The sequence below is a fragment of the Streptomyces hygroscopicus genome (assembly GCF_026168105.1).
GTDB lineage: Bacteria > Actinomycetota > Actinomycetes > Streptomycetales > Streptomycetaceae > Streptomyces > Streptomyces hygroscopicus_D.
Window position 1 is genome coordinate 1 of the sequence record NZ_LBMW01000027.1, and the last position, 23,685, is coordinate 23,685.

The following is a 23,685-nucleotide window of genomic DNA, read 5'->3' on the forward strand; positions in this document are numbered from 1 at the left end:
CCCCCGGGTCCCGCCGGGGACGGCGTCCCCTGGGCCCTTCCGGCGGTGTGCCTGCGTCCCCTGAGGCCCCTCCCGTGAAGCCCCTCCCGGCTGCTGCCTGCCCGCGCCCCTGCCCGGGAACTGCCCCCGCCCCGACACCGACCCCGATCTGCCCCGGGCTCACGCGGTGAGCCAGTCGTCCACCCCGGTGAGCAGTTTCGTCTTCATGTTCTCGGGGGCCGCCGAACCCCGTACCGACTGCCGCGCCAGTTCCGCCAGTTCCTCGTCCGTGAAGCCGTGCTGGTGGCGGGCGATCTCGTACTGGGCCGCCAGCCGGGAGCCGAACAGCAGAGGGTCGTCCGCGCCCAGGGCCAGCGGGACACCCGCCTCGAAGAGCGTCCTCAGCGGGACGTCCTCCGGCTTCTCGTACACCCCCAGCGCGACGTTCGACGCCGGGCACACCTCGCACGTCACCCCGCGCTCCGCCAGGCGCCGGAGCAGACGCGGGTCCTCCGCCGCGCGCACCCCGTGGCCCACCCGGTTCGCGTGCAGGTCGTCCAGGCAGTCGCGGACCGAGGACGGGCCGGTCAGTTCGCCGCCGTGCGGGGCCGAGAGCAGGCCCCCCTCGCGGGCGATGGCGAAGGCGCGGTCGAAGTCGCGCGCCATGCCACGGCGTTCGTCGTTCGAGAGGCCGAAGCCCACCACACCGCGGTCGTGGTACCGCACCGCCAGACGGGCCAGCGTGCGGGCGTCCAGGGGGTGCTTCATACGGTTCGCGGCGACCAGGACCCGCATGCCCAGGCCCGTCTCGCGCGACGCCGCCTCCACCGCGTCCAGGATGATCTCCATTGCGGGAATCAGACCGCCCAGACGTGGCGCGTACGACGTCGGGTCCACCTGGATCTCCAGCCAGCCCGAGCCGTCCTTGACGTCCTCCTCCGCGGCCTCCCGCACCAGGCGCTGGATGTCCTCCGGCTCCCTGAGGCACGAACGGGCCGCGTCGTACAGCCGCTGGAAGCGGAACCAGCCCCGCTCGTCCGTCGCCCGCAGCTTCGGCGGTTCCCCGCTGGTCAGGGCTTCGGTCAGCGCCTCCGGCAGGCGCACGCCGTACTTGTCGGCCAGTTCGAGCAGGGTGGCGGGCCGCATGGACCCGGTGAAGTGCAGGTGCAGATGGGCTTTCGGCAGCTCAGAGACATCACGTACACGCTCCATCCCAGGATCCTGCCGCACGTCCCCGGCGTCCCTCCAGCGGTTTCCCCGTTCGTGGTCTTGCTCGCACAAAAGAACGGGGCGGTCACCTCCCCCGGAAGGGGAGACGACCGCCCCGCAGGACGGGGGAGCGGGACGTCAGTCCTGCGCCTCCGCCAGCAGCTTCTGAAGCCGGCTCACGCCCTCGACCAGGTCCTCGTCACCGAGGGCGTACGACAGCCGCAGGTAGCCGGGGGTGCCGAAGGCCTCGCCGGGCACCACCGCGACCTCGGTCTCCTCCAGGATCAGCGCGGCCAGCTCCACCGTGTTCTGCGGGCGCCGACCGCGGATCTCCTTGCCGATCAGCGCCTTCACCGACGGGTACGCGTAGAACGCGCCCTCCGGCTCCGGGCACAGCACGCCGTCGATCTCGTTCAGCATGCGCACGACGGTCCTGCGACGCCGGTCGAAGGCCTCGCGCATCTTCGCGACCGCCTCCAGGTCACCGGAGACCGCCGCCAGAGCCGCCACCTGCGCAACGTTCGACACGTTGGAGGTCGCGTGCGACTGAAGGTTCGTCGCCGCCTTCACCACGTCCTTGGGGCCGATGATCCAGCCCACGCGCCACCCCGTCATCGCGTACGTCTTGGCGACGCCGTTGACCACGATGCACTTGTCCCGCAGCTCCGGCAGGATCGCGGGCAGCGAGGTGAACTTCGCGTCGCCGTAGACCAGGTGCTCGTAGATCTCGTCCGTCAGCACCCACAGGCCGTGCTCGACCGCCCAGCGGCCGATCGCCTCGGCCTCGGCCTCGCTGTAGACCGCGCCGGTCGGGTTCGAGGGGGAGACGAAGAGGACGACCTTCGTCTTCTCGGTGCGGGCCGCTTCCAGCTGCTCGACGGAGACGCGGTAGCCGGTCGTCTCGTCCGTGACGACATCCACCGGGACACCCCCGGCCAGCCGGATCGACTCCGGGTACGTCGTCCAGTACGGCGCCGGGACGATCACCTCGTCGCCCGGGTCGAGGATCGCGGCGAAGGCCTCGTAGATGGCTTGCTTGCCGCCGTTGGTGACCAGGATCTGGGAGGCGTCGACCTCGTACCCGGAGTCGCGCAGCGTCTTCGCGGCGATCGCGGTCTTCAGCTCGGGAAGGCCGCCGGCCGGCGTGTAGCGGTGGTACTTCGGGTTCTTGCAGGCCTCGACGGCCGCCTCGACGATGTAGTCGGGTGTCGGGAAGTCGGGCTCGCCGGCGCCGAAGCCGATCACCGGGCGCCCGGCGGCCTTGAGGGCCTTGGCCTTGGCGTCCACGGCGAGGGTGGCGGACTCGGAGATCGCGCCGATCCGGGCGGAGACCCGACGCTCGGTGGGAGGGGTTGCAGCGCTCATGGGACCCATCGTTTCAGACCGGAAACTGCCCCGGCACGCGGGTTTCACAGACTGGGCAGGACAGGGCCGTGGACCGGACAGACGTCCGAATTCGTGCGGTGGCCTGGCCGATCTTGCGGGGGCAAGGCCCCTACGGGCACTTTCTGTTCGACGCCCAGCCGTGGACCACGTACACTCTCACCTCGTTGGCCTCCAGCGGCCTCGCCCGAGCCGGTGCACACCGAGCACCCGGCCGGATGCGGTACGTTGGGGTACACACAAAGGGTCGTAGCTCAATTGGTAGAGCACTGGTCTCCAAAACCAGCGGTTGGGGGTTCAAGTCCCTCCGGCCCTGCTACACACTCCTCCACCAGGAAGTGTGCGCACAGTACGTACGTATTGCACGCCGTGCGGCTCCACCGGGCGCGGCACGGCCACGACCCGGGAATCAGGTGAGGACGAGTGACGGACGCCGTGGGCTCCATCGACATGCCTGACGCCCAGGACGAGGTGCAGGAGTCGAAGAAGAAGACCCGCAAAGGCGGCAAGCGAGCCAAGAAGGGCCCGCTCAAGCGCCTTGCCCTCTTCTACCGCCAGGTCATCGCGGAGCTCCGCAAGGTTGTCTGGCCGACGCGCAACCAACTGACGTCGTACACCACCGTGGTGATCTTCTTCGTCGCGATCATGATCGCCCTGGTGACTCTGATTGACTATGGGCTCAACCACGCCGCCAAGTACGTCTTCGGCTGAGCCGAGAGCGAAGGACGCCGAGGTAGCCGGCGTCCCTTTCGCGTGTTCCACCCCTATGTATCCAGGAAGAAGCAGCCACCGTGTCTGACCCGAACCTGAACGACGCCATGGAGCCTCGCGGGGAGGCCGTCGAGTCCGTGGATGACGAGCTCGACATCGTCGAGGGCGCGGACGAGGTCGACGAGGCCGAGGCTGCCGAAGCCGCCGCGGGCGAGCCGGCCGAGGAGACCGCCGTGCACGTCGTCGACGAGGACGAGGTCGCGTCCGAGGAGCCCGAGGGCGAGCAGGAGCCCGAGCTCGACCCGGTCGAGCAGCTCCGCCAGGAGCTGCGCACCCTGCCGGGCGAGTGGTATGTGATCCACACCTACGCCGGTTACGAGAACCGCGTGAAGACCAACCTCGAGCAGCGTGCCGTCTCGCTGAACGTCGAGGACTACATCTTCCAGGCCGAAGTGCCGCAGGAAGAGGTGGTCCAGATCAAGAACGGCGACCGCAAGACCATCCGTCAGAACAAGCTCCCGGGCTACGTCCTGGTGCGCATGGACCTGACGAACGAGTCCTGGGGAGTCGTCCGCAACACGCCCGGTGTCACCGGCTTCGTGGGCAACGCCTACGACCCGTACCCGCTGACGCTGGACGAGATCGTCAAGATGCTCGCTCCGGAAGCCGAGGAGAAGGCCGCCCGTGAGGCCGCGGAGGCCGAGGGCAAGCCTGCTCCGCAGCGCAAGGTCGAGGTCCAGGTGCTGGACTTCGAGGTCGGCGACTCGGTCACCGTCACCGACGGTCCGTTCGCCACGCTGCAGGCGACCATCAACGAGATCAACGCCGACTCCAAGAAGGTCAAGGGCCTCGTGGAGATCTTCGGCCGCGAGACTCCGGTCGAGCTCTCCTTCGACCAGATCCAGAAGAACTGACACCTTCTGGTACAGCACCTCCGACCAGGTCAGACAGGCTCCCGCAGCTGGTCTGACCTGCTCGGTTTTTGGCCGCGCAGAGGTACCCGTTATCGTTGTGCGGTATGCCTCCATCCGGATGATCCGGATTGGACGGCGGAAAACTCTCACTAAGGACCCGGAGAGAGCAATGCCTCCCAAGAAGAAGAAGGTCACGGGGCTCATCAAGCTCCAGATCCAGGCCGGCGCCGCCAACCCGGCCCCGCCGGTCGGCCCGGCGCTGGGTCAGCACGGCGTCAACATCATGGAGTTCTGCAAGGCCTACAACGCCGCGACCGAGTCGCAGCGCGGTTGGGTCATCCCGGTGGAGATCACGGTCTACGAGGACCGTTCCTTCACCTTCATCACCAAGACTCCACCGGCCGCCAAGATGATCCTCAAGGCCGCGGGCGTCGAGAAGGGCTCCGGCGAGCCGCACAAGACCAAGGTCGCCAAGATCACCGAGGCGCAGGTCCGCGAGATCGCCCAGACCAAGATGCCCGACCTCAACGCCAACGACCTGGACGCCGCCGCGAAGATCATCGCCGGCACCGCGCGTTCCATGGGCGTCACGGTCGAGGGCTGAACCCCACCTTCGTAGAACCATGCAGCTGCCGAATACGCGGCCGCACGTGGCAGGGCCTGCTCGGCCCGTACCACGACTCCTTTCAGAACACACAGGAGCAGTTGTGAGCAAGCGCAGCAAGGCTCTCCGCGCTGCGGACGCCAAGATCGACCGGGAGAAGCTCTACGCCCCGCTCGAGGCCGTCCGTCTCGCCAAGGAGACCTCCACGACCAAGTTCGACGGCACCGTCGAGGTCGCCTTCCGTCTGGGTGTCGACCCGCGCAAGGCCGACCAGATGGTCCGTGGCACCGTGAACCTCCCGCACGGCACCGGTAAGACCGCCCGGGTCCTGGTCTTCGCGACCGGTGACCGTGCCGAGGCCGCTCGTGCCGCGGGCGCCGACATCGTCGGCGCCGACGAGCTGATCGACGAGGTGTCGAAGGGCCGTCTGGACTTCGACGCCGTCGTCGCCACCCCGGACCTCATGGGCAAGGTCGGCCGCCTCGGCCGCGTGCTCGGTCCCCGTGGTCTGATGCCGAACCCCAAGACCGGCACCGTGACCCCGGACGTCGTCAAGGCCGTCAACGACATCAAGGGCGGCAAGATCGAGTTCCGCGTCGACAAGCACTCGAACCTGCACTTCATCATCGGCAAGACGTCCTTCGACGACGCCAAGCTGGTGGAGAACTACGGTGCGGCGCTGGAGGAGATCCTCCGTCTTAAGCCGTCCGCCGCCAAGGGTCGCTACATCAAGAAGGCCGCCATCACCACCACGATGGGCCCCGGCATTCCGCTCGACCCGAACCGCACCCGCAACCTCCTCGTCGAGGAGGACCCGGCCGCCGTCTGATCCTGACGGCAGCCGCGGGCACGCGCAGCTGACGCCGGGCCCCGCACCTTCCGAGGTGCGGGGCCCGGCGTGTTTTTTCGGCTCGCTCGCCGCCGGAGTGCGCCCCGGCGGCGCACTCCGGTGCGACGATCCGGGGCACATGGCGTTTCCCGGGAGGTGCGTGCCGTGTCCCCTGCGTCGGAGTTAGCGTGAAGATCACGGAGCGCACGAGGGGGGAACGGATGAGGGACAGGATCGTGAGGCGCGGGATCCTCCCGGTCGTGGCGGTCACGGCACTGTCCACCCTGGCTGCGTGCGGCTTCCCCGGGGACGACGACCACAAGGACTCCGCGCGGCCGCCACACGGCCGCACAGGCCGTGTCGACCCCCGGTCGGCGTCCGCCCTGCGGGCCGTCGTGAAGGCCACCTCGAGGGCCGGTTCCGCGCGGATCGAGTCCACGACCGCCATGGGCGGGATGCTCTCCCTGAGGACGGACGGCGCCCTCGGCTGGTCCGGCGACCCGGTCGGCACGCTCCGCATCACCTACACCGGCGGCCGGCTCGCCGAGACCATGCGCACGCTGAACAGCACCTCCATGGAAGCCCGGGTGCTGCCCGACGCCTACTACGCGAAGGTCGGGGCCGCGTTCGCCCGCCGTCTGCACGGCAGGCACTGGATCAGGTACGCGTACGAAGACCTGTCCGCCCTTCCCGGGGGCTCGGGTGCGCATCTGAGGGACCAACTGCGCAGCACGGCCCCTCTTCAGCCGGTCAGGCTGCTTCTCGCCTCCGGGGACGTGCGCAGGGACGGCGAGGAGACCGTGCGCGGCCGGCACACCACGCACTACTCGGGAACGGTCACCGCCGCGGACCTCAACGGCGAGGGCGCGGCCGGGCTCAAGGCGCAGCTGGAGCAGGCCGGAGTCACCACGGAGACCGTCGACATCTGGGTCGACGACCACGACCTGCTGGTCAAGAAGGTCGAACGGGGTGAGCTGTCGAGCGGACGGCTGTCCTCGACGGCGTACTACCACGACTACGGCGTGCAGTTCTCGGCCGCGAAGCCGCCGGTGGCGGACACCGCCGACTTCAAGGAGCTGATTGGCACCCCGGTCTCGTAGGACGTGGCCCCGGTCTCGTAGGACGTGGCCCCGGTCTCGTAGGACGTGGCCCCGGTCTCGTAGGACGTGGCCCCGGTCTCGTAGGACGTGGCCCCGGTCTCGTAGGACGTGGCCCCGGTCTCGTAGGACGTGGCCCCGGTCTCGTAGGACGTGGCCCCGGTCTCGTAGGACGTGGCCCCGGTCTCGTAGGACGTGGCCCCGGTCTCGTAGGACGTCATGGCCGCCCCCGGCCCAGGGAAATCAGGAGTCTTCGACGCCCGGTCAGGGCAGGCTCGCGGTCCTGCTGTGAACCGCCCCCCGGCTCCGCCACCCTGGGCATGGACAAGCCCCTGGGCATGGACAAGCCAAGCCGGTGACGGTGACGGCTCGCCCGCCAAGGACACGGCCGACCTCGCCGAGATGATGAGGGGCGCCCAGCAGGGCTGAGCCGTGGGAGCGGATTTGCTTGCCGGCGATCCGTTCCTCTACTCTCCTACAGAAGCCAAAGACCGCTGGTCGTTGCCGTGCGCTCGGATGAGGGCGCGGTGGCCGAAGGATCCGCTGAACTGCGGACGACCCGCGCAGGTGACAGTGGAAGAGCTCCCGGAGTATGTGCGTCCGCCGCACGTGCAACCGGTCGAGTCCGCCCCGTGCGCCTGCGCCGGGGCGTTTCGTTTTCCCCAGCCCCTTCCGAGCGGTCCTCATCACCCGGAAGGAGGCCGACGCTCTATGGCAAGGCCCGACAAGGCTGCCGCGGTAGCCGAGCTGGCGGAGCAGTTCCGCAGCTCGAACGCCGCCGTGCTGACCGAGTACCGGGGTCTCACCGTGGCGCAGCTGAAGACGCTGCGTCGTTCGCTCGGTGAGAACGCCCAGTACGCCGTGGTGAAGAACACGCTGACCAAGATTGCGGCCAACGAGGCCGGGATCTCGACGCTCGACGACCTGTTCAACGGTCCGACGGCGGTCGCCTTCGTCACCGGTGACCCGGTGGAGTCGGCGAAGGGTCTTCGTGACTTCGCCAAGGACAACCCGAACCTCGTCATCAAGGGCGGTGTCCTTGACGGCAAGGCGCTGTCCGCCGACGAGATCAAGAAGCTTGCGGACCTTGAGTCCCGCGAGGTTCTGCTCGCCAAGCTGGCGGGCGCCATGAAGGGCAAGCAGTCCCAGGCTGCCGCGCTCTTCCAGGCGCTCCCGTCGAAGCTCGTCCGCACCGTGGACGCTCTTCGCGCCAAGCAGGCCGAGCAGGGCGGTGCCGAGTAATTCGGCTCGCGAAATGACCGCCGCCACAGGCGACGGTCGTAGCGGGCCGAACGTACGCCCGCCATACATGTACATCCGGCACCAGCCGAATTAGTGGAAGGATCGCCCATCATGGCGAAGCTCAGCCAGGAAGACCTGCTCGCGCAGTTCGAGGAGATGACCCTCATCGAGCTCTCCGAGTTCGTGAAGGCGTTCGAGGAGAAGTTCGACGTCACCGCCGCCGCCCCGGTCGCGGTTGCCGGTGTCGCGGGCCCGGGTGCCCCGGCCGCCGAGGCCGAGGAGGAGAAGGACGAGTTCGACGTCATCCTCACCGGTGCCGGCGACAAGAAGATCCAGGTCATCAAGGTCGTGCGTGAGCTGACCTCCCTGGGCCTGAAGGAGGCCAAGGACCTCGTGGACGGCGCCCCCAAGCCCGTCCTGGAGAAGGTCGCCAAGGACGCCGCCGAGAAGGCCGCCGAGTCCCTCAAGGGCGCCGGCGCCTCCGTCGAGGTCAAGTAACACCTCCGGGCCTGCACGGGCCCACGGGTCCGTACCGGACTCATCGGGCCGTACGGGCCTCGCTCCGTACGGCCCGCTCGCGACCGCCGGTCGCGGCTCACTCGAACGCCGCAACGGCGCCCTCGGGCCGACGGACACGGCTCACTCCTGGGCTGTAACGCGGACGCACCGAAGAGCGATCATCCATCCGGGTGGTCGCTCTTCGTCGTTCCGGAGGGTCCGGCGGCGGCTGCCTTGCGACCGTCGTCGCGGGGAGTATGGTGATCTTCGTCGTGCCTCCCGAGGGCCCCGGTGACAGGTTGCACGTGACGATGGCAGCACCCGGTTTTGGGCAAGGGGGGCCTTGACGAACTGCACGCAGCGCGCAATTCTCAGGACGCGTCGTCACAACGATCCGGATCCGAGGCATGGATCGACGACGAAGAGGGCAGTATCGATGTGCAACGAGGGCGTGGCTTGCCGCAGGTGTTGAGGGACAACGAGGGACTCCGTCGTGAGCCTGCAAACCCGCACTGGACATCAGTGTGCCAAGTGGCTACACTGACCCTTTGCGCTGCCTGTTAGCTGTCTCCTGCCCGTCACCAGGAGCACGCTCCCTGCTTGAGCACGACGATCAAAAGTCTCTGACCTGGGACTTCTATCTCTGTGCCCGGCGGGGACCGGGACGCGCGTAGTGAGTCCGAGCCCTCGGAAGGACCCCCTCTTGGCCGCCTCGCGCACCGCCTCGACCGCGAATACGAACAACGGCGCCAGCACCGCCCCGCTGCGCATCTCCTTTGCAAAGATCAAGGAGCCCCTCGAGGTTCCGAACCTTCTCGCGCTGCAAACCGAGAGCTTCGACTGGCTGCTCGGCAACGACGCGTGGAAGGCTCGCGTCGAGGAGGCTCTCGAGAACGGGCAGGACGTCCCCACCAAGTCCGGCCTCGAGGAGATCTTCGAGGAGATCTCCCCGATCGAGGACTTCTCCGGGTCGATGTCGCTGACCTTCCGCGACCACCGCTTCGAGCCGCCGAAGAACTCGATCGACGAGTGCAAGGAGCGCGACTTCACGTACGCGGCTCCGCTCTTCGTCACGGCCGAGTTCACCAACAACGAGACCGGCGAGATCAAGTCCCAGACCGTCTTCATGGGCGACTTCCCGCTCATGACGAACAAGGGCACCTTCGTCATCAACGGCACCGAGCGTGTCGTGGTGTCGCAGCTGGTCCGTTCGCCGGGTGTCTACTTCGACTCCACCATCGACAAGACGTCCGACAAGGACATCTTCTCCGCCAAGATCATCCCGTCCCGGGGTGCCTGGCTGGAGATGGAGATCGACAAGCGCGACATGGTCGGTGTCCGCATCGACCGCAAGCGCAAGCAGTCCGTGACCGTCCTCCTGAAGGCGCTCGGCTGGACGACCGAGCAGATCCTCGAGGAGTTCGGCGAGTACGAGTCCATGCGCGCCACCCTGGAGAAGGACCATACCCAGGGCCAGGACGACGCGCTGCTCGACATCTACCGCAAGCTGCGCCCGGGCGAGCCCCCGACGCGTGAGGCCGCGCAGACGCTGCTCGAGAACCTCTACTTCAACCCGAAGCGCTACGACCTCGCGAAGGTCGGCCGCTACAAGGTCAACAAGAAGCTGGGTGCGGACGCTCCGCTCGACGCGGGCATTCTGACCGTCGAGGACGTCATCTCGACGATCAAGTACCTGGTGAAGCTGCACGCCGGTGAGACCGAGACGGTCGGCGACAGCGGTCAGAAGATCGTCGTCGAGACCGACGACATCGACCACTTCGGCAACCGTCGTCTGCGCAGCGTCGGCGAGCTCATCCAGAACCAGGTCCGCACGGGTCTGGCCCGTATGGAGCGCGTCGTGCGCGAGCGCATGACCACGCAGGACGTCGAGGCGATCACGCCGCAGACCCTGATCAACATCCGGCCGGTCGTCGCCTCCATCAAGGAGTTCTTCGGCACCAGCCAGCTGTCCCAGTTCATGGACCAGAACAACCCGCTGTCGGGTCTGACGCACAAGCGGCGTCTCTCCGCGCTCGGCCCGGGTGGTCTCTCCCGTGAGCGGGCCGGCTTCGAGGTCCGTGACGTGCACCCCTCGCACTACGGCCGCATGTGCCCGATCGAGACGCCCGAAGGCCCGAACATCGGTCTGATCGGCTCGCTCGCCACCTACGGTCGCGTGAACGCGTTCGGTTTCGTCGAGACCCCGTACCGCAAGGTCGACGAGAACGGTGTCGTGTCCGAAGAGGTCCACTACCTCACGGCCGACGAAGAGGACCGGTTCGTCATCGCCCAGGCCAACGCGCCGCTGACCGAGGACCTTCGGTTCGCCGAGGGCCGTGTCCTGGTCCGCCGCCGTGGCGGTGAGGTCGACTACGTCGCGCCCGAGGACGTGGACTACATGGACGTCTCGCCGCGCCAGATGGTGTCGGTCGCGACCGCCATGATCCCGTTCCTCGAGCACGACGACGCCAACCGTGCCCTCATGGGCGCGAACATGATGCGCCAGGCCGTTCCGCTGATCCAGTCGGAGGCCCCGCTCGTCGGCACCGGCATGGAGTACCGCTCCGCGGTCGACGCCGGCGACGTCGTCAAGGCCGAGAAGGCCGGTGTGGTCCAGGAGGTCTCCGCGGACTACATCACCACCGCCAACGACGACGGCACGTACATCACGTACCGCCTGGCCAAGTTCGCCCGCTCCAACCAGGGCACCTCGGTCAACCAGAAGGTCGTCGTCAACGAGGGCGACCGCATCATCGAGGGCCAGGTCCTCGCCGACGGTCCCGCCACCCAGAACGGCGAGATGGCACTCGGCAAGAACCTGCTCGTGGCGTTCATGCCGTGGGAGGGTCACAACTACGAGGACGCGATCATCCTGTCGCAGCGCCTCGTGCAGGACGACGTCCTCTCCTCGATCCACATCGAGGAGCACGAGGTCGACGCCCGTGACACCAAGCTCGGCCCCGAGGAGATCACCCGGGACATCCCGAACGTCTCCGAGGAGGTCCTCGCCGACCTCGACGAGCGCGGCATCATCCGCATCGGTGCCGAGGTCATCGCCGGTGACATCCTCGTCGGCAAGGTCACCCCGAAGGGTGAGACCGAGCTGACCCCCGAGGAGCGTCTGCTGCGCGCGATCTTCGGTGAGAAGGCCCGTGAGGTCCGTGACACCTCGCTGAAGGTGCCGCACGGCGAGACCGGCAAGGTCATCGGCGTGCGCGTCTTCGACCGCGAGGAGGGCGACGAGCTGCCGCCGGGCGTGAACCAGCTGGTCCGCGTCTACGTCGCGCAGAAGCGCAAGATCACCGACGGCGACAAGCTCGCCGGCCGGCACGGCAACAAGGGTGTCATCTCCAAGATCCTGCCGATCGAGGACATGCCGTTCCTGGAGGACGGCACCCCGGTCGACATCATCCTCAACCCGCTCGGTGTCCCGTCCCGAATGAACCCGGGACAGGTCCTGGAGATCCACCTCGGCTGGCTCGCCAGCCGCGGCTGGGACGTCTCCGGTCTCGCCGACGAGTGGGCTCAGCGCCTGCAGGCCATCGGCGCCGACCAGGTCGACCCGGGCACGAACGTCGCGACCCCCGTCTTCGACGGTGCGCGCGAGGACGAGCTCGCGGGTCTGCTGCAGCACACCATCCCGAACCGCGACGGCGAGCGCATGGTGCTCCCGACCGGTAAGGCGCGGCTGTTCGACGGCCGTAGCGGTGAGCCGTTCCCGGACCCGATCTCGGTCGGCTACATGTACATCCTGAAGCTGCACCACCTGGTCGACGACAAGCTGCACGCTCGCTCGACCGGTCCGTACTCGATGATCACCCAGCAGCCGCTGGGTGGTAAGGCTCAGTTCGGTGGCCAGCGCTTCGGCGAGATGGAGGTGTGGGCCCTCGAGGCCTACGGCGCCGCGTACGCCCTCCAGGAGCTGCTGACCATCAAGTCCGACGACGTCACCGGCCGCGTGAAGGTCTACGAGGCCATCGTCAAGGGCGAGAACATCCCCGAGCCCGGCATCCCCGAGTCCTTCAAGGTGCTCATCAAGGAGATGCAGTCCCTGTGCCTGAACGTGGAGGTGCTGTCCAGCGACGGTATGTCCATCGAGATGCGCGACACCGACGAGGACGTCTTCCGCGCTGCGGAGGAGCTCGGCATCGACCTGTCCCGGCGCGAGCCGAGCAGCGTCGAAGAGGTCTGACGGGAGTCCGGCGGGCCTGACTTCCAGGCCCGCCGACCCCGGGACCCCCGTACAGACCGAAAGACTTACGACCCTGAGAGGGATTGACGCATAGTGCTCGACGTCAACTTCTTCGACGAGCTCCGGATCGGCCTGGCCACCGCTGACGACATCCGTCAGTGGAGCCACGGCGAGGTCAAGAAGCCCGAGACCATCAACTACCGCACCCTCAAGCCCGAGAAGGACGGCCTCTTCTGCGAGAAGATCTTCGGCCCCACCCGGGACTGGGAGTGCTACTGCGGCAAGTACAAGCGCGTCCGCTTCAAGGGCATCATCTGTGAGCGCTGTGGCGTCGAGGTCACACGCGCGAAGGTGCGTCGTGAGCGGATGGGCCACATCGAGCTGGCCGCCCCCGTGACGCATATCTGGTACTTCAAGGGCGTTCCGTCGCGGCTGGGTTACCTGCTCGACCTCGCCCCGAAGGACCTGGAGAAGGTCATCTACTTCGCGGCGTACATGATCACGTACGTCGACGAGGAGCGCCGTACGCGTGACCTGCCCTCCCTGGAGGCGCACGTCTCCGTCGAGCGGCAGCAGATCGAGAACCGCCGCGACGCCGACCTGGAGGCCCGCGCCAAGAAGCTCGAGGCCGACCTGGCCGAGCTGGAGGCCGAGGGCGCCAAGGCCGATGTGCGCCGCAAGGTGCGCGAGGGTGCCGAGCGCGAGATGAAGCAGCTGCGCGACCGTGCGCAGCGCGAGATCGACCGCCTCGACGAGGTGTGGACCCGGTTCAAGAACCTCAAGGTCCAGGACCTCGAGGGCGACGAGCTGCTCTACCGCGAGCTGCGTGACCGCTTCGGCACGTACTTCGACGGTTCGATGGGTGCCGCGGCGCTGCAGAAGCGCCTGGAGTCCTTCGACCTCGAGGAGGAGGCCGAGAAGCTCCGCGAGATCATCCGCACCGGCAAGGGCCAGAAGAAGACCCGCGCCCTGAAGCGGCTGAAGGTCGTCTCCGCGTTCCTGCAGACGTCCAACAGCCCCAAGGGCATGGTTCTCGACTGCGTGCCGGTCATCCCGCCGGACCTGCGTCCGATGGTGCAGCTGGACGGTGGCCGCTTCGCGACCTCCGACCTGAACGACCTGTACCGCCGTGTCATCAACCGCAACAACCGTCTGAAGAGGCTCCTGGACCTCGGTGCCCCGGAGATCATCGTCAACAACGAGAAGCGCATGCTTCAGGAGGCCGTTGACGCCCTCTTCGACAACGGTCGTCGCGGCCGCCCGGTCACGGGTCCCGGCAACCGCCCGCTGAAGTCCCTCAGCGACATGCTGAAGGGCAAGCAGGGCCGCTTCCGTCAGAACCTGCTCGGCAAGCGTGTCGACTACTCGGCGCGTTCCGTGATCGTCGTCGGTCCGCAGCTGAAGCTGCACCAGTGCGGTCTGCCGAAGGCGATGGCGCTGGAGCTCTTCAAGCCGTTCGTGATGAAGCGCCTGGTCGACCTGAACCACGCGCAGAACATCAAGTCGGCCAAGCGCATGGTCGAGCGCGGCCGCACGGTCGTGTACGACGTGCTGGAAGAGGTCATCGCGGAGCACCCGGTTCTGCTGAACCGTGCGCCCACGCTGCACCGCCTCGGCATTCAGGCCTTCGAGCCGCAGCTGGTCGAGGGCAAGGCCATCCAGATCCACCCGCTCGTCTGCACCGCGTTCAACGCGGACTTCGACGGTGACCAGATGGCCGTGCACCTGCCGCTGTCCGCGGAGGCGCAGGCCGAGGCCCGCATCCTGATGCTGTCCTCGAACAACATCCTCAAGCCGGCCGACGGCCGCCCGGTCACGATGCCGACCCAGGACATGGTCCTCGGTCTGTTCTTCCTGACCACGGACGGCGAGATGCGGAACGTGAAGGGCGAGGACCGCTCCTTCGCGTCCGTGGCCGAGGCGATCATGGCGTTCGACGCCGGCGAGCTCTCGCTGCAGGCGCGCGTGGACATCCGCTTCCCGGTGGGCACCATCCCGCCGCGCGGCTGGACCCCGCCGGCCCAGGAGGAGGGCGAGCCGGAGTGGCAGCAGGGTGACAGCTTCCGTCTGCGGACGACGCTGGGCCGTGCGCTCTTCAACGAGCTGCTGCCGGAGGACTACCCGTTCGTCGACTACGAGGTCGGCAAGAAGCAGCTCTCCGAGATCGTCAACGACCTCGCCGAGCGCTACCCGAAGGTCATCGTGGCGGCGACGCTCGACAACCTGAAGGCGGCCGGCTTCTACTGGGCCACCCGTTCCGGTGTCACCGTCGCCATCTCCGACGTCGTCGTTCCCGAGGCGAAGAAGGAGATCGTCAAGGGCTACGAGGCGCAGGACGAGAAGGTCCAGAAGCAGTACGAGCGCGGTCTGATCACCAAGGACGAGCGCACGCAGGAGCTCATCGCGATCTGGACCAAGGCGACCAACGAGGTCGCCGAGGCGATGAACGACAACTTCCCGAAGACCAACCCGATCTTCATGATGGTGAACTCGGGTGCACGAGGCAACATGATGCAGATGCGTCAGATTGCCGGTATGCGTGGTCTGGTGTCGAACGCGAAGAACGAGACGATCCCGCGGCCCATCAAGGCGTCGTTCCGTGAGGGTCTTTCCGTGCTGGAGTACTTCATCTCCACGCACGGTGCCCGTAAGGGTCTCGCGGACACCGCTCTGCGTACCGCCGACTCGGGTTACCTGACCCGTCGTCTGGTGGACGTGTCGCAGGACGTCATCATTCGCGAGGAGGACTGCGGCACCGAGCGCGGCCTCAAGCTCCACATCGCGGAGCGCGGTGCGGACGGCGTGCTGCGCAAGGCGGACAACGTCGAGACGTCCGTGTACGCGCGCTGCCTCGCCGAGGACATCGTCGTCGACGGCCAGGTGCTGGCCCCGGCCGGCACCGACCTGGGCGACGTGCTCATCGAAGAGCTGGTCGCGCGGGGCATCGAGGAGGTCAAGACCCGCTCGGTCCTGACCTGTGAGTCGGCGGTCGGCACGTGCGCCATGTGCTACGGCCGTTCGCTCGCCACCGGCAAGCTGGTCGACATCGGTGAGGCGGTCGGCATCATCGCCGCCCAGTCCATCGGTGAGCCCGGTACCCAGCTGACGATGCGTACCTTCCACACCGGTGGTGTGGCCGGTGACGACATCACCCAGGGTCTGCCGCGTGTCGTCGAGCTCTTCGAGGCCCGTACGCCGAAGGGTGTCGCCCCGATCTCCGAGGCCTCCGGCCGCGTCCGGATCGAGGAGACCGAGAAGACCAAGAAGATCGTCATCACGCCGGACGACGGCAGCGACGAGATGGCCTACCCCATCTCGAAGCGCGCCCGGCTCCTGGTCGGCGAGGGCGACCACGTCGAGGTGGGCCAGAAGCTCACCGTGGGTGCCGTCAACCCGCACGACGTGCTGCGCATCCTGGGTCAGCGTGCCGTCCAGGTCCACCTGGTCGGCGAGGTCCAGAAGGTGTACAACTCGCAGGGTGTGTCGATCCACGACAAGCACATCGAGATCATCATCCGGCAGATGCTCCGCCGCGTGACGATCATCGAGTCCGGCGATGCCGAGCTGCTGCCCGGCGAGCTGGTCGAGCGCTCGAAGTTCGAGCACGAGAACCGTCGTGTGGTCCAGGAGGGCGGTCACCCGGCCTCCGGTCGTCCGCAGCTCATGGGTATCACCAAGGCCTCGCTGGCCACGGAGTCCTGGCTGTCGGCGGCGTCCTTCCAGGAGACGACCAGGGTCCTCACGGACGCGGCGATCAACGCCAAGTCCGACTCCCTGATCGGCCTCAAGGAGAACGTCATCATCGGTAAGCTCATCCCGGCCGGTACGGGCCTGTCCCGCTACCGCAACATCCGGGTCGAGCCGACCGAGGAGGCCAAGGCCGCGATGTACTCGGCCGTGGGCTACGACGACATCGACTACTCGCCGTTCGGCACCGGCTCCGGCCAGGCCGTACCGCTGGAGGACTACGACTACGGTCCGTACAACCAGTAAGCGAGCAGCCTGAACCGAAGGGCGGCCACCCCGCAGAGGGTGGCCGCCCTTCGGCGTGTCCGGGCCTCAGTGCTGCCGCGTCTCGAGGTACGGCTGCAGATGATGCAGCCGGGTGTGGTAGTCCGGGTGCGACGAGAGCAGCTTGCTGAGTGCGCTCTCCTCGACGTGGGCACCGCCGTTGCGGGCCCTCAGCTCGGCCGCCTCCCGTTGCTCCTGCTGGTGCAGCTTGTCCAGTACGGCGGCCAGCATGGGGGCGAAGCCCAGGGCGGCCGCGTGCTCGTCGGCGCGCAGCTCGGCGCGGCGGCCGACGGCGGCGAGCGCGTACGGCACGCCCAGGATCAGCAGCGGGAGCCCGTAGAGCGAACTGATCGTCGCCAGCGCGATGCCGCCGATGAACAGCACCACGAAGGCGGCGCCGAAGCAGCCGAACGCACGCGACACCGTGAACACGAAGCCGGAGAAGGCCTTCAGGAAGCGCCAGGCGACGCGGCCGGGCAGGGCGTACCAGTAGCCGAGCAGCGAGGACCAGGCGTGGCCGCCGACATGGTGGCCGAGCTCGTGCGCCATGACGGCGGCCAGCTCGCCGTTGGGCAGCCGGTTGAGGGCGAAGCGGGTGACGCCGACGATATGGCCGGCCGCGGCGACCGCGTTCAGGGCGTCGCTGTCCTCCACCCACAGCTCGTAGGTGCGGCTCTCGATGCCGGCACGGGCCGTGACTTCGTGCCAGACCGGTTCGAGTTTGGCTCGTTCTTGTGGAGTGGGGTAGCGCAAACGGAGCAGACGGCGCGCGAGGGCGCTTTCCGCGGGGCGATAGAACACGAGTGCGCCGCTGGCGAGCCAGGCCAGAATCACCAGGAAGGCGAGATCGCCGAAGAAGGCGGAGACCAGGCCGACGACGGCGAGACTGCACAGGAAGTTCGGCAGGTAGAGCAGCAGGTTGCCGACCGCGGTGGCATCGGTGCGGCGCTGGTCCTTGGTGATGTGCACGCGGCGGCGGTCGGTGCTGATGTGGTGGGGGTGCGCGGGATCGTCGGGGGAGAGGGCGGCGGTGGGTGGAGCGCTGGCGGTGGCGCTCCGGGGGTACTGGGGCTGGATCCCGGCAGGGGCGGTCTGGGGGTAAGGAGGCGGAGGCGCCGTCTGCGGGTACTGCGGGGGCTGGTGGGGTTGGGCTGCTTGTGGGTACTGCGGGGGCTGCTGGGGTTGGGCCGGTTGTGGGTACTGCGGAGGCTGCTGGGGGTACTGCGGCGGTATCGGCTGCTGCGGGGCGGACTGCGCGGGCGACTCGGGATACTCCGGCGGGGACGGATGCGGGTGGGTCATGGTCGTTCGTTCCTTCACTTGCGGGATGCGGGGACGGCTGTCGGTGCGGTGGGTCAGCCCGTCAACAGGGAGGCGGGCAGCAGGACCGTGCCGGAGCAGAAGGCGACGAGGCCGCAGCGGATCCACTGGTGCTTGCGGGCGGCGATCCGGCTCGTCTCGGTCAGGGCCCTGGTCAGGCCGACCGCGGGAGAGGCCTCCGTGACGGCGAGTGCAGCCTCCAAGTGGCCCTGCCGGGCGGCCTGTTGGATGTCACCGAAGTAGGACAGGGGCTGACCCGGCGCCCAGGCCCCGGAGCGGTATCGGGGGAGCACGGCGAGCAGCAGGGCGAACAGGGAGAACGTCAGGGAGACGCACCCGGCCCACCACAGGGCGGTGCCAGGCCAGGGGAGCGCGGCCGGGGACCACTTCCGCCCGGCGAGCAGCCCGCTGAAGACACCGGCGGTCATGCCGAGGGCGGCGACCAGGACGGACGCCTTGCTGTCGGCACGGGCGATCTCGGCGCGCAGCTCGGACAGGAGCCGCTCACAGAGCCGGGCGAGTGCGGCCGGGTCGCCGACGGCGCCGGGTTCTCCGAGGGCGCCGGGTTCTCCGGCGCGCGGGGCGGGCGCCGGGTCGAGGGCGGTCATGTGCCCCTCTCCTCGGTGCCGGTGCCGGCGTCCTCCGTGCTGCTGCCGTCCTCGGTGGCGTGCGTCACGGGGGCTTCGGCCGGGGACACCGGGTTCCGCTGGTCGGGCAGTTGGCCGGGCAGGGTCGGCGCCGTGCCGTAGCCGGGCGGCGGCTGCCAGGCGGGGACCGGCGGTGCGTACGGCGTGACAGGCGGCTGGGGATACGCCGTGCCCATGACTCCGTACGGTGCGGGCGTCCCCGGGGGCGGAGGCGGGAAGGGAGCCGCGGTCGGGCCCGTCGGCGGGGTGAACGGTGGTGTCGCGGGCGCCGGTGGCGTGAACGGGCCGGCGGTCGGCTGCGGAACGGGGTGGGGCGCGGGATGAGGAGCCGCGAACGGTGACGGGGCTTCCGTTCCCGGTGCGGCCTCGGCCGGCGAGGCCCCGGTGAGTGCAGCGCCGGGCGTCGGAACCGTCGGCGGCTGCGGTGACTGCGGTGATGGCGGTGTTTGCGGATGGGGATACGCCGAACCCGGACCCTCGGGAAGCGGTGGCGGGGTGTGCGGTACCCCCGGGAGGCGCTGGTTGAGGATGTCGCTGACCGTGCGCAGGGCCAGCTGCTTGGGTCCCTCCAGCTCGTAGTTCTCCGCCGTGTCGCCGCTCAGGAGCTGCTTCACGAGATCCATCTGGGCCTGGATCATGCGGAGTTGGTCGTCGCGCATGCTGGACATGACGAGCCGGGAGTCCTCCGGGCGCTGGGCGAGATGGAGGGCCCAGGCATGGACGCCGCCCTGCTGCAGATGCCACTCGTAGAAGGCGATCTTCTGGGCCTCGAGCTGCTGCAACTCCAGCTGCTGCTGACCCTGTTGCAGGGCGAGCTGGTGCTGCTGCCCGCTGTTCAGCACGGCCTGCTCGTGCTGCCACCGCTGCTGCTGGAGGATCAGCTCCTGCTGCTGCGTGCCGTACGCCATGGCCCGTTCGATCTGCAGGGCGTCCTGCTGCCGCTGCCGGCGGTCCACCTCGACGTCGACCTCGATGCCGCGCTGGGCCAGGTGGACATGCTCGGTGGCGGAGTGGTCGATGGCCTGCAGCCGCTGCTGGTGTTCGATGTTCGCCTGGTCGCGTTTGAGCCGCAGAGTCCAGGTGACCTGCAGGCCCGCGGGTGCCCCGAGCGGGCCCAGCACGATGACGGCTTGCAGCAGCTCCCGCTCGGCAGCCGCGCTGTCGGCGATGGCGAAGCGACGGGTCACCGGCCGTGCCGCCTGCTGGAGTTCACCCAGGAGCAGCCCCGGCACGTCCCGGTGGCCGCTCGCCACGAACCGGGCCGGGTCCAGGACCTGCCAGGAGATGTCGACCTCGGCCGTGAACTCGAAGGCGTCGTTGTCGCTGGGCAGGGCGAGTTCCGCCGTGTGCGGATGGACGCCCATGTCCACCTCGTACACGGCCGTGTAGCGCTTGGCCGCGATCTCGCTGCGCGTCGGGCGGTGCGGCGGCAGGTACGCGTCGTAGGAGCCCTTCGGGGTGGAGAACACCAGGGCATGGTCGATGCGGACCAGGGATTTCACGTTGAACTCGAAGCGCGACAGCTGGCGCACGGTGAGGACCGGGTCGACCAGTTGCGTGTGCCGGTCCGCCGACTGCTGCCACTCGGGCTGGCGGTGGAATGAGGGCATCGTGCGTATGTCTCCTCGGGACGTGCCGACGGGCGTGGGGCGGGAGAGACGGGGCGGCGGCCCCGTCGTCCGGACGGGCTTCAGCGGGCTAAGGCGTGGTCAGGGGCGGAAGGTCTGGCGAGCTGATGGAGAGGCGTGTCAGCGGCCGGGAAGGGTGGTCAGCAGACGGGCCGCCACCGGTGGCGGGGGAGCGCCGTCCTCGCCGGGCATGGTCCGCAGCAGATGGCTCAGCCGCTGGTGCTCGGCGGACGTGGTGACGAGCGTGGGCAGCAGCGCGGCCAGCGCCCACTCGACGGCCGTGGACCGGTCGGCGATCAGCACCCACTCGCGCAGCACCTCGAGCGCGTGCCGGGTGGTGCGCGGATCGGCGAGCGCGGCCTGCCACAGGAACGGGATGCCCTGGGCGGCCGGCCCGCCCTCGGTGGCGGCACGGGCGTACCAGTCCAGGACGAGGGGACGGCCGTACCGCTCGTCGTCCTGAGTGCGCCTGCACGCGCCCACGAAGCCGCCGAGCGCGAGGTCGCGCACGGCCCGGTCGTCGTCAAGGTGCGCGCGCAGTTCGACCAGGACGCGGTCGCTCGCCGCCGACAGCAGCAGCAGCTCCACGGCCTCCGCGAGCTCCCGCGCGAGTTCGCCGCCCGTGCCGTCGGGTGCGTCGGCGTACAGCCGCCGTACCGCGCCGCGCAGCGCGGCCAGGGCCTGCTCCGGTCGTTCCGGGCCGATCAGCCCGTACGCCCGCACCGCCACCCAGCGCAGCCGCGGGTCCTCGCCCGCGCACCAGGCGTCCAGGATGCGTGGGACGTTGGGCGTGCCGACGAGGTGGGCGAGGGTGAGCGCGTTGACCGCGACGAGCCGCTGCCGGTACCGCCTGGAAGTGCCCCAGACCTCGATGACCAGCGCCATCGCGGACGGCAGGTCGGTGCGGGCGAGGACGGCGACGGTGGACGCGGCACGGGTACGGACCAGCGGGCGGCCGTCGTCGGCGAGTCGGCGCAGCCAGCGGATCAGGGCGGGCCGGGCGGACGGATGGCCGGTCCACACCTCGCGCAACAGCACGAGGGAGGCCCGCTCGTCGCGGAATCTGGCCTTCTGCTGGGTCACCGGCCCCCACTCGGTGTGCTCGTCGTCCTCGTACTTCTCGGCGCGGGCCAGTTGCAGGCGCTTGCCGACGTGCGTGCCGAAGACGGGGACCTCGGGGACGCGGGCCGGGTTCTCGGTCTCCTGCAGGAAGCGGTAGAGAAGATCGCTCAGTTCGGCGGTGAGGGCGTACGGGCCGCCGTCGAAGGCGGCGAGAGCGATGAGGAACGCCTTGTCCCGCAGATGGAGGGAGACCTCGTCCTCCTCGAACCACTCCTGGACCTGGTTCTCCAGCGACACCAGCGAGAACTGCCCGACCGCCTCCTCGGTGACCTCCCCGGCGGCGTATCCGCCGAGCAACTGGGCGAACGCGGCTGCCTCGCGGGGCTGGTGACTGCGACTCAGGAAGTCGGAGACCTGCGGGAGGTCCCGCAGCCTCGCGGCGGTCTCGTCATCGGTGCGGGTGCGCAGATGGGCGGCGAGCACATCGGCGGCAGCCGGGGGCCGCCACTCGTCGACGGTCACGTCGTCCAGTACGGCCCCGGGATCGAGGGTGACGACGAGGTACGCGTCCCGCTCGGCGAGGCGGTCACGGGCGGCGAGCAGGTGGGTCCAGCGCAGTGGGTCCTCACGGCGGGTGGTGAGGTCGCACAGGACATGGCCGCGGGCCTGGTGCTCGCCGGTGAACTGCTCGGCCAGGGTGCCCGGGCTGGTGTCGCGGACCAGGGTGCGCACCGGGAGGGCGCCGAGTCGGTGCAGGAGCATCAGGGCCGCGGTGCGCCGGCCGGTGAAGCGGGCCCCGGACAGGACCAGGACGCGCTCGTGGCGCAGTCGGTCCAGGAGGCGGGCCATGAGCGCCTCGTCGGCGACGAAGCGTCCGGCCAACTGCTCCAGGGTCGTGTGCGGGACCTCGCCGGAGGAGGACGCGGGAGCGGTGAGACCGGGCGCGGCGAGCTGGTAGATCTCCGTCTTGCTGCCCAGGAAGACGTCGCCGGAGAAGTGGCCGCCGCTGATGCCGCCGTGCTGGTCGCCGCCGAGCAGGCCGCCGCTGAAGCGGGCCCGGGCGCCGACGTTCATGCTCCTCGGGCTGTGGTCGACCAGGTCGCGCCGCGCCGACCAGGCATTCTGCGGCTGGTCCAGTTCTTCGGACGCGCCCTCGTCGCCGTGACCCGTGTCGTCCTCGGGGGCGGAGTCCGCCGTGGGCTGGTCCGGCGCGGGTCCCGGTACGGCACCGGCGTCCGGGTACGCCGGAGCCTCGGCCTCGGCCGTGCTCATGCGCGCTCACCCCGTTCGCGGTCTCGGTCGCCGGCCCCGCCGAGGGCCACGTCGCCGGAGAACCGGCCGCCGAGCACCACGTCGCCGGAGAAGTGGCCGCCGCTGATGCCGCCGTACTGGGTACCGCCGATCACACCGCCGTTGAACGTCCCGCCGTGGACGTTGACGACGGGGCCCGGCGCCGGGGCTCCCCCTGATCCGGCCGGCGCCGGGCGGTCCTCGTGGGGGCCACCCTGCGGGGAGGCCTTCGGTGCCGGGCGGCCCCCCGGACCGCCCGGCACCTCCCCCGCCCCCGTGTCACTGTGGTCTTCGTGCCCGTCCGTGGCTGCTCCGCCGGGCACCGGGCCGTGCAGCCACGCCTTCAGCGGGCCGTTCTTGCTGTCCACCGTCACCGGGTGGAACTCGGCGGCCGGGATGCCGACGTGGTCGTGCCGTACGACCCCGGAGTACAGCGGGTTGGAGACGCACAGAGCGAAGTCGTCGGGCCGCTCGCGCAGGGCCTCGCGCAGCAGCGGGGCGTCGAGCAGACGGCAGGCGTGGTTCAGATCGGAGCCGACCCAGCCGTCGCGTTCGTCGACGGCGACGTACCCGGTGGCGACGACGCCGCGCAGCCGGATCTGCGCGGAGCGGGACGCCATGCGGTTGATCGCCCGCAGCTGCGCGGGCACCTCCGTGAGCAGGGCCCGCAGCAGCGCGGTGACCGGGGCGTTCGCGTCGATGAGCTCCATCACGGAGTCGCCCCGGTCGGCCCGCAGCCGCCGGGTCTCGTCGATGCCCGCGCTCTCCAGGGCGCGGTCGGTGATGTCGTAGAGCATGCGGCGCAGATACGCCTGCTCCACGTCGTCCCGGTCGCTGTACCTCTCGATGTCCAGCAGCAGGATCGTGCGGCTCACGGGGTCGGTCATGGTCGCCTCTCGAGGGGGTTCGCCGTGCAGATCAGCAGACTGGCGGCGCGAGGCCGTGGGCCGTGAGGGCGGATGACCCACTTGGAGTGTGACCGTGTGCACAGAGCGGTTCGAGGGGCGCCGGGGGGTGGAGACGCCGTTGGGCGGCCCGTTACCCGTGGACCGCTGCCGACGGGTGGGTG

The 23,685-nt window shown here is 69.2% G+C and carries 17 protein-coding genes and 1 tRNA gene; 10 read left to right on the top strand and 8 right to left on the bottom strand.

The features are described 5' to 3' along the window. Positions 1-159 precede the first annotated feature (159 nt). Both AAW14_RS24120 and AAW14_RS24125 read right to left on the bottom strand, forming a co-directional pair. Entirely contained in the window at positions 160-1,191 is a 1,032-nt protein-coding gene (locus AAW14_RS24120; protein WP_265566037.1) for an adenosine deaminase, read from the bottom strand. Positions 1,192-1,326: 135 nt separating this feature from the next. Further along, a complete protein-coding gene (locus AAW14_RS24125; protein WP_265566038.1) occupies positions 1,327-2,553 on the bottom strand; it encodes a pyridoxal phosphate-dependent aminotransferase in 1,227 nt (408 codons plus the stop codon). Positions 2,554-2,814: 261 nt separating this feature from the next. Between AAW14_RS24125 and AAW14_RS24130 the strand changes: the two genes are divergently transcribed. The 6 genes from AAW14_RS24130 (at position 2,815) to AAW14_RS24155 (ending at position 6,729) form a co-directional block, all read left to right on the top strand. Further along, a tRNA-Trp gene (locus AAW14_RS24130) sits at positions 2,815-2,887 on the top strand. Between the two features lie 107 nt (positions 2,888-2,994). Next, a complete protein-coding gene (secE, locus tag AAW14_RS24135) occupies positions 2,995-3,282 on the top strand; it encodes a preprotein translocase subunit SecE (RefSeq protein WP_265566039.1) in 288 nt (95 codons plus the stop codon). A gap of 80 nt (positions 3,283-3,362) precedes the next feature. After that, on the top strand, positions 3,363-4,196 hold the full coding sequence (gene nusG, locus AAW14_RS24140; RefSeq protein WP_265566040.1) for a transcription termination/antitermination protein NusG: 834 nt from the start codon (positions 3,363-3,365) through the stop codon (positions 4,194-4,196). A gap of 169 nt (positions 4,197-4,365) precedes the next feature. Further along, entirely contained in the window at positions 4,366-4,800 is a 435-nt protein-coding gene (gene rplK / locus AAW14_RS24145) for a 50S ribosomal protein L11 (protein WP_055493153.1), read from the top strand. A 103-nt stretch (positions 4,801-4,903) separates the two neighbouring features. Beyond that, positions 4,904-5,629 (top strand): 50S ribosomal protein L1, encoded by a 726-nt coding sequence (gene rplA, locus AAW14_RS24150; RefSeq protein WP_265566041.1) that lies wholly within the window; start codon positions 4,904-4,906, stop codon positions 5,627-5,629. A 221-nt stretch (positions 5,630-5,850) separates the two neighbouring features. After that, positions 5,851-6,729 carry a hypothetical protein gene (locus tag AAW14_RS24155; RefSeq protein WP_265566042.1) on the top strand — a complete coding sequence of 293 codons (879 nt, stop codon included), beginning with the start codon at positions 5,851-5,853 and terminating at the stop codon, positions 6,727-6,729. Here the strand turns inward: AAW14_RS24155 and AAW14_RS24160 are convergent. Beyond that, entirely contained in the window at positions 6,645-6,947 is a 303-nt protein-coding gene (locus AAW14_RS24160) for a hypothetical protein (RefSeq protein ID WP_265566043.1), read from the bottom strand. The two genes, AAW14_RS24155 and AAW14_RS24160, sit on opposite strands and share 85 nt — an antisense overlap. A 490-nt stretch (positions 6,948-7,437) precedes the next feature. Between AAW14_RS24160 and rplJ the strand changes: the two genes are divergently transcribed. The 4 genes from rplJ to AAW14_RS24180 all read left to right on the top strand — a co-directional run bounded on the left by rplJ (position 7,438) and on the right by AAW14_RS24180 (position 16,651). Next, positions 7,438-7,968, top strand: a complete 531-nt coding sequence (gene rplJ / locus AAW14_RS24165; protein ID WP_265566044.1) for a 50S ribosomal protein L10 — start codon at positions 7,438-7,440, stop codon at positions 7,966-7,968. 111 nt (positions 7,969-8,079) lie between these two features. Next, the gene (gene rplL / locus AAW14_RS24170) at positions 8,080-8,466 is read left to right on the top strand and encodes a 50S ribosomal protein L7/L12 (RefSeq protein ID WP_265566045.1); all 387 of its coding nucleotides are present in this window, start codon (positions 8,080-8,082) and stop codon (positions 8,464-8,466) included. A gap of 703 nt (positions 8,467-9,169) precedes the next feature. Further along, the gene (gene rpoB / locus AAW14_RS24175; RefSeq protein WP_265566046.1) at positions 9,170-12,658 is read left to right on the top strand and encodes a DNA-directed RNA polymerase subunit beta; all 3,489 of its coding nucleotides are present in this window, start codon (positions 9,170-9,172) and stop codon (positions 12,656-12,658) included. Positions 12,659-12,751: 93 nt separating this feature from the next. Beyond that, positions 12,752-16,651, top strand: a complete 3,900-nt coding sequence (locus AAW14_RS24180) for a DNA-directed RNA polymerase subunit beta' (RefSeq protein ID WP_265566047.1) — start codon at positions 12,752-12,754, stop codon at positions 16,649-16,651. A 66-nt stretch (positions 16,652-16,717) separates the two neighbouring features. Here AAW14_RS24180 and AAW14_RS24185 read toward each other — a convergent pair whose 3' ends face one another. The 5 genes from AAW14_RS24185 to AAW14_RS24205 all read right to left on the bottom strand — a co-directional run bounded on the left by AAW14_RS24185 (position 16,718) and on the right by AAW14_RS24205 (position 23,503). Continuing rightward, positions 16,718-17,971 carry a M48 family metalloprotease gene (locus AAW14_RS24185; protein WP_265566048.1) on the bottom strand — a complete coding sequence of 418 codons (1,254 nt, stop codon included), beginning with the start codon at positions 17,969-17,971 and terminating at the stop codon, positions 16,718-16,720. A 53-nt stretch (positions 17,972-18,024) separates the two neighbouring features. Next, positions 18,025-18,597: a Pycsar system effector family protein gene (locus AAW14_RS24190; protein WP_265566049.1), complete on the bottom strand. Its 573-nt coding sequence runs from the start codon at positions 18,595-18,597 to the stop codon at positions 18,025-18,027. Further along, positions 18,594-20,246, bottom strand: a complete 1,653-nt coding sequence (locus tag AAW14_RS24195) for a hypothetical protein (protein ID WP_265566050.1) — start codon at positions 20,244-20,246, stop codon at positions 18,594-18,596. Before AAW14_RS24195 ends, AAW14_RS24190 begins: the two co-directional genes overlap by 4 nt. A 138-nt stretch (positions 20,247-20,384) precedes the next feature. Further along, positions 20,385-22,598, bottom strand: coding sequence for a hypothetical protein (locus AAW14_RS24200; RefSeq protein WP_265566051.1), 2,214 nt, complete (start codon positions 22,596-22,598; stop codon positions 20,385-20,387). Next, the gene (locus tag AAW14_RS24205) at positions 22,595-23,503 is read right to left on the bottom strand and encodes a hypothetical protein (RefSeq protein WP_265566052.1); all 909 of its coding nucleotides are present in this window, start codon (positions 23,501-23,503) and stop codon (positions 22,595-22,597) included. The genes AAW14_RS24200 and AAW14_RS24205 overlap by 4 nt, the downstream gene beginning before the upstream one ends. Positions 23,504-23,685 lie beyond the last annotated feature (182 nt).

Excerpts from the sequence above, each read along its gene's own strand:
- AAW14_RS24120 (WP_265566037.1), bottom strand. The coding sequence starts at position 1,191 with ATGGAGCGTGTACGTGATGTCTCTGAGCTGCCGAAAGCCCATCTGCAC.
- AAW14_RS24125 (WP_265566038.1), bottom strand. The coding sequence starts at position 2,553 with ATGAGCGCTGCAACCCCTCCCACCGAGCGTCGGGTCTCCGCCCGGATC.
- rplK (WP_055493153.1), top strand. The coding sequence starts at position 4,366 with ATGCCTCCCAAGAAGAAGAAGGTCACGGGGCTCATCAAGCTCCAGATC.
- AAW14_RS24155 (WP_265566042.1), top strand. The coding sequence starts at position 5,851 with ATGAGGGACAGGATCGTGAGGCGCGGGATCCTCCCGGTCGTGGCGGTC.
- AAW14_RS24160 (WP_265566043.1), bottom strand. The coding sequence starts at position 6,947 with ATGACGTCCTACGAGACCGGGGCCACGTCCTACGAGACCGGGGCCACG.
- rplJ (WP_265566044.1), top strand. The coding sequence starts at position 7,438 with ATGGCAAGGCCCGACAAGGCTGCCGCGGTAGCCGAGCTGGCGGAGCAG.
- rplL (WP_265566045.1), top strand. The coding sequence starts at position 8,080 with ATGGCGAAGCTCAGCCAGGAAGACCTGCTCGCGCAGTTCGAGGAGATG.
- AAW14_RS24185 (WP_265566048.1), bottom strand. The coding sequence starts at position 17,971 with ATGACCCACCCGCATCCGTCCCCGCCGGAGTATCCCGAGTCGCCCGCG.
- AAW14_RS24190 (WP_265566049.1), bottom strand. The coding sequence starts at position 18,597 with ATGACCGCCCTCGACCCGGCGCCCGCCCCGCGCGCCGGAGAACCCGGC.
- AAW14_RS24195 (WP_265566050.1), bottom strand. The coding sequence starts at position 20,246 with ATGCCCTCATTCCACCGCCAGCCCGAGTGGCAGCAGTCGGCGGACCGG.
- AAW14_RS24200 (WP_265566051.1), bottom strand. The coding sequence starts at position 22,598 with ATGAGCACGGCCGAGGCCGAGGCTCCGGCGTACCCGGACGCCGGTGCC.
- AAW14_RS24205 (WP_265566052.1), bottom strand. The coding sequence starts at position 23,503 with ATGACCGACCCCGTGAGCCGCACGATCCTGCTGCTGGACATCGAGAGG.